The sequence below is a fragment of the Conyzicola sp. genome, assembly GCF_057073975.1.
Genome location: NZ_JBXMIS010000029.1, coordinates 1 through 8289 on the forward strand (window position 1 = coordinate 1; position 8289 = coordinate 8289).

Annotated in this window: 7 protein-coding genes; all 7 read right to left on the reverse strand. The window is 68.7% G+C overall.

The window, feature by feature from the left end; all coding sequences use genetic code 11:
- Positions 1–965, reverse strand: a 965-nt coding sequence (locus AC14A7_RS02425) for an ABC transporter transmembrane domain-containing protein (RefSeq protein WP_484006292.1), incomplete at its 3' end; no start/stop codon positions are given.
- 263 nt (positions 966–1228) lie between these two features.
- Complete coding sequence (gene ddaH / locus AC14A7_RS02430) at positions 1229–2458, reverse strand: dimethylargininase (RefSeq protein WP_484006293.1); 1230 nt, start codon at positions 2456–2458, stop codon at positions 1229–1231.
- A 20-nt stretch (positions 2459–2478) separates the two neighbouring features.
- The gene (gene purH, locus AC14A7_RS02435; RefSeq protein ID WP_484006294.1) at positions 2479–4089 is read right to left on the reverse strand and encodes a bifunctional phosphoribosylaminoimidazolecarboxamide formyltransferase/IMP cyclohydrolase; all 1611 of its coding nucleotides are present in this window, start codon (positions 4087–4089) and stop codon (positions 2479–2481) included.
- On the reverse strand, positions 4086–4679 hold the full coding sequence (purN, locus tag AC14A7_RS02440) for a phosphoribosylglycinamide formyltransferase (RefSeq protein ID WP_484006295.1): 594 nt from the start codon (positions 4677–4679) through the stop codon (positions 4086–4088). The genes purH and purN overlap by 4 nt, the downstream gene beginning before the upstream one ends.
- Positions 4680–4688: 9 nt before the next feature.
- Positions 4689–5906, reverse strand: a complete 1218-nt coding sequence (locus AC14A7_RS02445; RefSeq protein ID WP_484006296.1) for a cell division protein PerM — start codon at positions 5904–5906, stop codon at positions 4689–4691.
- A gap of 53 nt (positions 5907–5959) precedes the next feature.
- Positions 5960–7510, reverse strand: coding sequence for an alpha/beta hydrolase (locus tag AC14A7_RS02450; RefSeq protein ID WP_484006297.1), 1551 nt, complete (start codon positions 7508–7510; stop codon positions 5960–5962).
- Between the two features lie 113 nt (positions 7511–7623).
- Positions 7624–8289 (reverse strand): succinate--CoA ligase subunit alpha (gene sucD / locus AC14A7_RS02455; protein WP_484006298.1); only part of this gene is annotated, 666 nt, incomplete at its 5' end.

An 8289-nucleotide genomic window follows, 5' to 3' on the forward strand; every position in this document is an offset into this window, starting at 1 on the left:
ACCTCGAAGAAGCGGTCGGTCGCCGTGCGCGCGTCGAAGGTCATAGACAGCAGGAACCCGATCGAGTCGACGGGGAAGCGCAGCACCATCGCGGTCGCGAAGAACGCGACAAGAGCTCCGACAGAGAGCTGGTCGTTGACGGCGAGCACGACACCGGAGAACAGGGCGATCGCGAAGGTCACGTCGGGCACGACGATGATCCACAGCCAGATGCCGCCGATCGCCCGCGCCTTCGCGATCTCGGTACGGCGCAGCTCCTCTGCCCGCTCGGCGAACTTGTCGAGCGAGTACCGGGCGCGGCCGAATGCCTTGAGTACCCGGATGCCGTGCACCGACTCCTCGACGGCCGTCGCGAGGTCGCCGGACTGGTCTTGGCTCAGCCGCGCGATCGAGGAGTACTTGGCCTCGAAGAGGTAGCTGAAGATCCACAGCGGCGTCGAGCACACGACGAAGATGACGCCGAGCACCCACGAGATCGAGAGGAGGTACACGAAGCCGATGACGATCGTCGTGACGTTGACCGTGAGCAGGATGATGCCGAAGGCAAGCCAGCGACGGATCAGCCCGAGGTCGGTCATCGACCGCGACAGCAGCTGCCCGCTCGCCCACCGGTCGTGGAACGAGACCGGGAGGTCTTGCAGCGTGCGGTAGAGCGCGTTGCGCATGCGCGCCTCGATGCGGGTCGTCGGCACGAGGGCGAAGATGCGGCGCATGCGGAACAGCGCTGCCTCGCTCACTCCGAGCAGCAGCACGAGCCCGACGGCCCAGAAGAGCGCCGTCTGGTCTTTCGACTGGATCGGGCCGTCGACGATTGCCCGCAGCACCTGCGGAATCGTGAGAGCGACGATGTTCGAGAGCAGCGAGGCGACGGTGCCGGCGATGAGCCGTGGCAGCGCCTCGCCGACGAAAGGAAGCAGTCGCGCGAGAGAGCGCGCGGTGCCGGGGCGGGAAGTCGATGACGTCATAGATGTGTCCTGAGAGCGGCCGAAGCCGTATTGGTGGTGCGGGTGTGTGTCTAGCGGCGGATTCGGGATCTACGCCGGGGAGAAACGGTGCAGTAGCGAGTTAACGCCCGAGTACTGACACCGGGGAGGCCGAAGTGGCAGCGCGAACATCGGCATGGGTCGCCGTGGCAACTGTCTTCATGGGTTCCTCCTCTGAGTCGAAAGCCTTCCAGACTAGGACCAGTGAGGGGATTGAGGCAAGCTTTATTTTCGCCCTGGCGCGGTCAGCGCACGCGAACGGAGAGGCAGGTGACGCATCCTTCGAGCTTCTCGTACTCGCTGATGTCGACGGTGACGACGCGGTAGCCGAGCTCGCTGATGAGCTCTGCGCTGCGCGGGGCCGAGGCGGCCATGAGCACCGTGTCGTCAGAGAGGATGACGACGTGGGCGCCCGACTCCTCTGGCACGGGCAGGAAGCGCTCGAACATGCTCGTGTCGTCGACGAGCGGCGGGTAGCCGATCACGGTTCCGTCGGGCAGCGCCGTCACCGCGCTCTTGAGGTGCAGCACCTTCGTCACGGGAACGGCGACCACGGTGTAGCCGAGACGCGAGGCGATCGCCCGCAGCTGCCGGATGCCGTCGGCGTTCGTGCGCCCGCCGCGCCCGACGTAGACGGTGCTCCCCACCTTCAGCACGTCGCCGCCGTCGAGGGTGCCCGGCGCGTCGATGCGCTCGATTCGCAGCCCGAGGTCTTTCGCGGCGTCGAGGGCGCCGGCGATCTCTGGCAGGCGCGACTCCGAGCCAGGGTTGCCGATCACGGCTGTGCGGCCGAGCACGACCATGGTGTCCTCGACGAACACCGAGTCGGCGAGCTGCGGCTCCGGTGCGACCTCGACGATGGTCCAGCCGTTGTCGGTGAAGACCTCGAGGTAGGCGTCCCATTGATCGTCGGCGAGCTCCGCGTTGATCGCCCGGCGCTCGATGTGGGTCACCTGGCCCTCATCGAGGTTGGCGGCGGGCAGGCGCACGAGGGCGATACGACGGCCAGGCCCGGTGGTGCCGAGCAGCGCGGACCGCGAGACCTTGAGCCACACGGCACATCCAGCGGTTGCCGCGGCGACGGTTGCCACGACGATGAAGATGAGATTGGCGCCACCCAGCGTCTCGACGATCGCCGGCATGACGCTGGCATCGACGCGAACGCCATGGGTCGCGGCATAGATGACGGTGCCGAGCAGCGCGGCGAGGATGCCGGACACGAGACCGGCCGGGAGCGCGAAGAACCAGTGCTGGAAGATGCCGAAGTAGGCGAACACCGCGAAGAACACGAGGGCAAGGAGGCTCGCGGGAAGGAAGAGCGCATTGAACTGCCCGAGTGTGCCGGCAGCCGCCTGACCCGACACGAAGAACACCAGGACGGTGACCGCGTGTACGACAGCCGCCACCGCAGCCGCGGTGAGGATGGATGCGGCGATGCGCTTCACGATGGGCAGCTGCGGGGCACGTTCGATCATGGTTCGAGCGTATTGCAGCGCTAGTGGAAGAAGTGCCGCTCGCCCGTGAAGTACATCGTCACGTTGGCAGCCTTCGCTGCCGCGATGACATCCTCGTCGCGAATGGAGCCGCCGGGCTGCACGATCGCCGTGACGCCCGCCTCGATGAGGATCTTGGGTCCGTCGTCGAAGGGGAAGAAGGCGTCGCTGGCGGCCACGGATCCCGCGGCCCTCTCGCCGGCCCGCGAGACGGCGAGGTGGCACGAGTCGACCCGGTTGACCTGGCCCATTCCGACGCCGACCGATGCGCCGTCGGAGGCGAGCAGGATGCCGTTGGACTTCACAGAGCGCACCGCACGCCAGGCGAACTCGAGGTCTGCCATCGTCGCGTCGTCCGCGGGCTCCCCAGAGACGAGGGTCCACCCCTCGCTGGAGAAGGAGTCGTAGTTGTCGACCGACTGGGCGAGGTAGCCGCCGGAGATCTGCTTGATCTCGGTCGTCGGGCGCGCGAAGCCCGCGGGCAGCTCGAGCAGGCGGAGGTTCTTCTTCGCCTCGAGGATCGCGCGCGCCTCCGGCTCGAACCCGGGGGCGACGACGACCTCGGTGAAGATGTCCTTGATCGACTCGGCGGCCTCGGCCGTGATCGGGCGGTTGGAGGCGATGACTCCGCCGTAGGCGGAGACCGGGTCGCACGCGTGGGCGCGGGCATGCGCGGCGGCGACGGGGTCACCGGCTCCGCGCGCGACGGCGATGCCGCAGGGGTTGGCGTGCTTGATGATCGCAACGGCTGGCTCGTCGAAGTCGTAGGCGGCGCGCACGGCGGCATCGGCATCCACGAAGTTGTTGTACGACATCTCCTTGCCGTGCAGTTGCGTCGCCTGGGCGATGCCGTGACCGCCGGCCTCGACGTAGAGTGCGGCCGACTGGTGCGAGTTCTCGCCGTAGCGCAGCGCCTGCTTGAGGTCGGCGTCGATGTGGATCGTGTCGACGGTCTCGTCGTGCTCTGCGGCCAGAGAGGGTCGCGCCACCTCAGCGGCGAACCACGCCGCAACCGCGGCGTCGTAGGCAGCGGTGTGGGCGAAGGCGTCGGTCGCGAAGCGCTGGCGCTGCTTGAGCGTCGTGCCGCCGAGCTCGAGAGCCTTGACGATCTGCGGGTAGGCCGACGGCGAGGTGATGATCGCGACATTGGCGTGGTTCTTGGCAGAGGCGCGCACCATGGCCGGGCCGCCGATGTCGATCTGCTCGATCGCCGCGTCGCCGGTGATGCCGGCCGCGATCGTCTCGACGAAGGGGTAGAGGTTGGAGACCACGAGCTCGAACGGCCGGATGCCCTGGCTCGCCAGCTCTGCCTCGTGCGATTCGAGGCGAAGGTCGGCCAGCAGCCCGGAGTGGATCACGGGGTGCAGGGTGCGCACGCGCCCGTCGAGCGACTCTGGGTAGCCCGTGACATCGCCGACCTGCGTCACCGGGATGCCCGCGGCAGCGATCGCCGCGAACGAGCCACCCGTCGAGACGATCTCGACGCCCGCGGCGGCGAGTGCCTGCGCGAGCTCGACCAGCCCGGTCTTGTCGCTCACCGAGACGAGGGCGCGGCGGATCGCGATGACATCGCGGGGGCGGTACAGGGCTGGATCGTGGGTTGGTCCGCTCATGCGGTCGGGAGCTCCTTCAGGTTGACGTGTCCGTTGGCGATGTCGAGAACTGCCTGCACGAGCAGCTCCCGCTCGACGTGCTTGATGCGCTCGTGCAGCTCTGCCTCGGTGTCACCGGGCAGAACCGGCACGCGCTGCTGAGAGATGATCGGCCCGCTGTCGACCCCGTTGTCGACGACGATGACGCTCGCGCCGGTCTCGGTGACTCCCGCGGCGATCGCGTCGCGCACGCCGTGGGCGCCGGGGAACTCCGGCAGGTAGGCGGGGTGCGTGTTGATGAGCGCGGGCGAGAGCGCAGCGACGACCCGCGGCGGCAGCAGCTTCATGAAGCCGCTGAGCACGACGAGATCAGGCTGCCACACCTGGATCTGCTCGAGCAGGGCGTCGCCCCACTCCTCGCGGGAGTCGAAGCTCGACAGGGCGACGGAGAACGTCGGGATGCCGAACTCCTCTGCGTGGGCGAGGCCGTCGGCATCGCGGTCTGCACCGACGGCGACCACCCGCGCGGGAAACTCGGCGTCCTCAGACGCCTCGAGCAGGGCGCGGAGGTTGGAGCCGCCGCCAGAGATGAGTACGACGAGCGATAGCACCGTGAAAGCCTACCGCGCGACCTCGGTGCGGCTACGGGCGACGAGAAACGCAACGACACCGGATGCCCCGATCTCGATGGCCGCGAACACCCCGACGGCGAGAGGGTCGGCCCCCACCTCGGCAAGGCGGCCGGGACCAGCGGCTCCCCCGGCCGCCCACGAGAGAACTCCGAGCAGCACACCGGCGACGACCCCCGATGCCAGGCCGATTGCCGCGAGCCACAGCTGCGGCCGGTCGACGTCGAGCTCGTCGACGAGACGACGGCGCAGCACAGCCGCAACGAGGAACCCGGCGGCCACCGGCACGAGGATGCCGACGAAGCCGAAGGCGAGGTCGCCCGTCGGCAGCGCACCGAGGAACGGCACCGCCGGCACCGGCCCGAGCTGGGTCGCGAGCGGGCTCACGCTCGAGCCAGCCCCGATGGCGAAGCCGGGGCCAACCAGCCAGCTCGCCGCGAACAGCACCACGTTGGGCAGGAAGGCGAGCTGGCCGAGGGTGACGGCGATGCCGCCGACCACGCCGGAGTGCAGGCTCTCGTAGAGCGAGATGACGGTGGCGTAGTTGACCGCGAGGAGGCCGGCGACGAGCACCGCGCTGACGGCGATGACAGCCGCGACAGACGCCGCACCGGCCCGGAGGGCGGTCGCGGCGGCGAGGCGAATGGAAGGCGACCAGTCATCGATCCAGTCGCGGATGGAGCTGCCGGTGTCGTCATCCGCCGCTCGTCTCGTCTGCAGCAGCCCGATGCCGAGACCGAGGGCGAACACCATGGTCGGCAGCAGAATGCCCTGCGAGATCGAGGGGCGCGCGAGCGGGAAGACGGCGCTGAGCGTGAGCGCTGTCGACAGGATGCCGAACGCGGCGAGACTCGAGAGCCCGCCGAGTCCGCGATAGCGGGTCTCACCGACGCGGCGGCCAGCGCGAATCGCCAGGAGGAGTGTCAGCAGCGCGAAGCCGAGCGGGGCGATGCTCACGAGAAAGCTCGAGTCGGCCGGCGCGACCCCGAGGTCGGCGGCAAGGATGCTGTCGAGCGTCACGCGCACATCGACGCCGTGGCCGAGCAGCCACGTGTCGACCGACGCCCGCCAGAACACCGCGAGGTCGATGGCGAACCCGTACTGGGCCGCCCACACGACCGTGAGCGGAACGAGAGGGATGCCGATGCCGACACCGACCACGAGCACCGCCTCAAGGGCAGAGAAGAGGGCGGTGAGCGAGCGGTTCATCGAGCAGAGCGTACCTGCCCGTGACCGCCCGCCCTCGCAGACTCTCTACTGGCTCAGCACTCCGGGTCGTCCTCTGGCACCGTGCCGTAGAGGAAGAACTCGTCGACCACGGTGTTCACGCAGCGGTTCGAGCCGTTGTACGCCGTGTGGCCCTCGCCCTCGACGCTGATGAGCACGCCGCTCTCGAGCTGGTCGGCGAGCGACACCGCCCAGGCGTACGGTGTCGCCGGGTCGTTGCTGGTGCCGATCACGAGGATCGGCGCGGCGCCCTCCGCGTCGTACGACTCCGGCGCGTCGGCCGGTGGGTACGGCCAGTCACTGCAGGCGACATCGAGCACCGCGAAGTCGTCGAGGGCGATGTAGCGGCCGATGGTCGGGGCCGCCGCCTCGATCTCGTCCAGCCTGCTGATCGTCGAGGCGCTGTCGGCGGCGAAGTCGTTGTCGACGCAGGTCGTCGTCACATACGCGTCGTTCGAGTTGCTGCCGTAGCTGCCGTTGTTACTGCGGTCGTTGTATGCGTCGGCGAGCAGGAAGGCGCCCTCTGCACTCCCGTCGGTCAGTCCGGTGAACAGGTCGGTGAGGTACGGCCACGAGTCCGCAGAGTAGAGGGCCATGGCGATGCCGGTGCCGACCGTCGCGGAATCGAGCTGGCGTCCATCCTGCGATTCGAGCCCGAGATCGTCGACCGTCGAGATCAGCTGGTCGGCTTGGGCGAGCTTGGACTCCAGCGTGCCGGTGAACGGGCACGGTGTGCCGTCGTTGCCGTCGGGGCACTCCTGCATGTAGGCGCGGAAGCCGTTCTCGAATCCCTCCATCTGCACGAGCAGGGTGTCGAACGCGTTGAGCAGCGGGTCGACGGCGCCGTCGAGCACGAACCGGCCGACGTGGTCAGGGAAGAGCTCTGCGTAGGTGGCGCCGATGAAGGTGCCGTAGGAGTAGCCGAGATAGTCGAGGGGGGCCTCGCCGTTGACCAGTGCGCGCATGAGCTCGAGGTCGTGGGCCGTGCTCACGGTGTCGAGCTTGCCGAGCAACGGGCCGGTGTTCTTCTCGCACGCGGCGGCGTAGTCCGCTGTCTCCGCCTCGAGCTCGTCGATCCAGCCCTCGGTGAAGTATGGGTCGTCGAACGTGCCGTAGAGCGCCTCGTCTTTGTCCTCGTCGTCGGTGAAGCACTCAACGGGGGTGGACGCGCCGACACCGCGTGGGTCCCAGCCGATCACGTCGAAGCTCTCGGCAAGATCCGCAGAGACCGCGTAGCCGACGAAGTCGACACCCGATCCGCCCGGGCCGCCCGGGTTGACGAAGATCGTGCCCTTCGGCTTGTCGGCCTCGAGCTTGGCGAGCGCGATGGTCGCCGAGTCGCTCGACTCGTCGTTCCAGTCGATCGGCACCGACATGTCAGCGCACTGCACGCCGTCGCCGCAGTCGTCCCACTCGAGCTGCTGCGAGAAGTAGTCGCTGAAGGGGCCGTCGACGACGGGAGGGGCCGACGGGGTCGCGGTGCCCGGCCGGTCGGGAAGCAGGAAGCAGCCGGCAAGCGAGACGGCGAGCACGGCGGACATGGCCGCTGCGGTCGCGACTCGCGTGCGGGTGGAGAGTGCAGACATCGAGAACCCCTCATCCGAGGGACGAGCGCCCTCACCATCACCCTAGATGACACAGGGGCGGCCAACGACGAAGGGCCGGCACGAGGCCGGCCCTTCGATCGAAACGGATGCCGCTACAGCGAAGCGAGAACCTCGCGCATGAGCGCCGCGGTCTCACTCGGCGTCTTGCCGACCTTGACGCCGGCGGCCTCGAGGGCCTCCTTCTTCGCCTGGGCGGTGCCGGCGGAGCCGGAGACGATGGCGCCAGCGTGGCCCATGGTCTTGCCCTCTGGCGCGGTGAAGCCCGCGACATAGCCGACGACGGGCTTGGTCACGTTCGCCTTGATGAAGTCGGCCGCGCGCTCTTCAGCATCGCCGCCGATCTCGCCGATCATGACGATGGCCTTGGTCTCGGGGTCTGCCTCGAAGGCCGCGAGCGCATCGATGTGGGTGGTGCCGACGATCGGGTCGCCGCCGATGCCGATGGCGGTCGAGAAGCCGAAGTCCCGCAGCTCGAACATCATCTGGTAGGTCAGCGTGCCCGACTTCGAGACCAGACCCACCGGGCCGGTGCCGGAGATCGTCGCCGGGGTGATGCCGACGAGCGCCTCGCCCGGCGTGATGATGCCGGGGCAGTTCGGGCCGATGATGCGGGTGGCCCCGCCCTTCGACTTCGCGAGCGCCCAGAACTCCGCCGCGTCCTGCGCGGGGATGCCCTCGGTGATGACGACGAGCAGGCCGATGCCGGCGTCGATCGCCTCGATGCAGGCGTCCTTGGTGAAGGCGGGCGGGACGAAGAC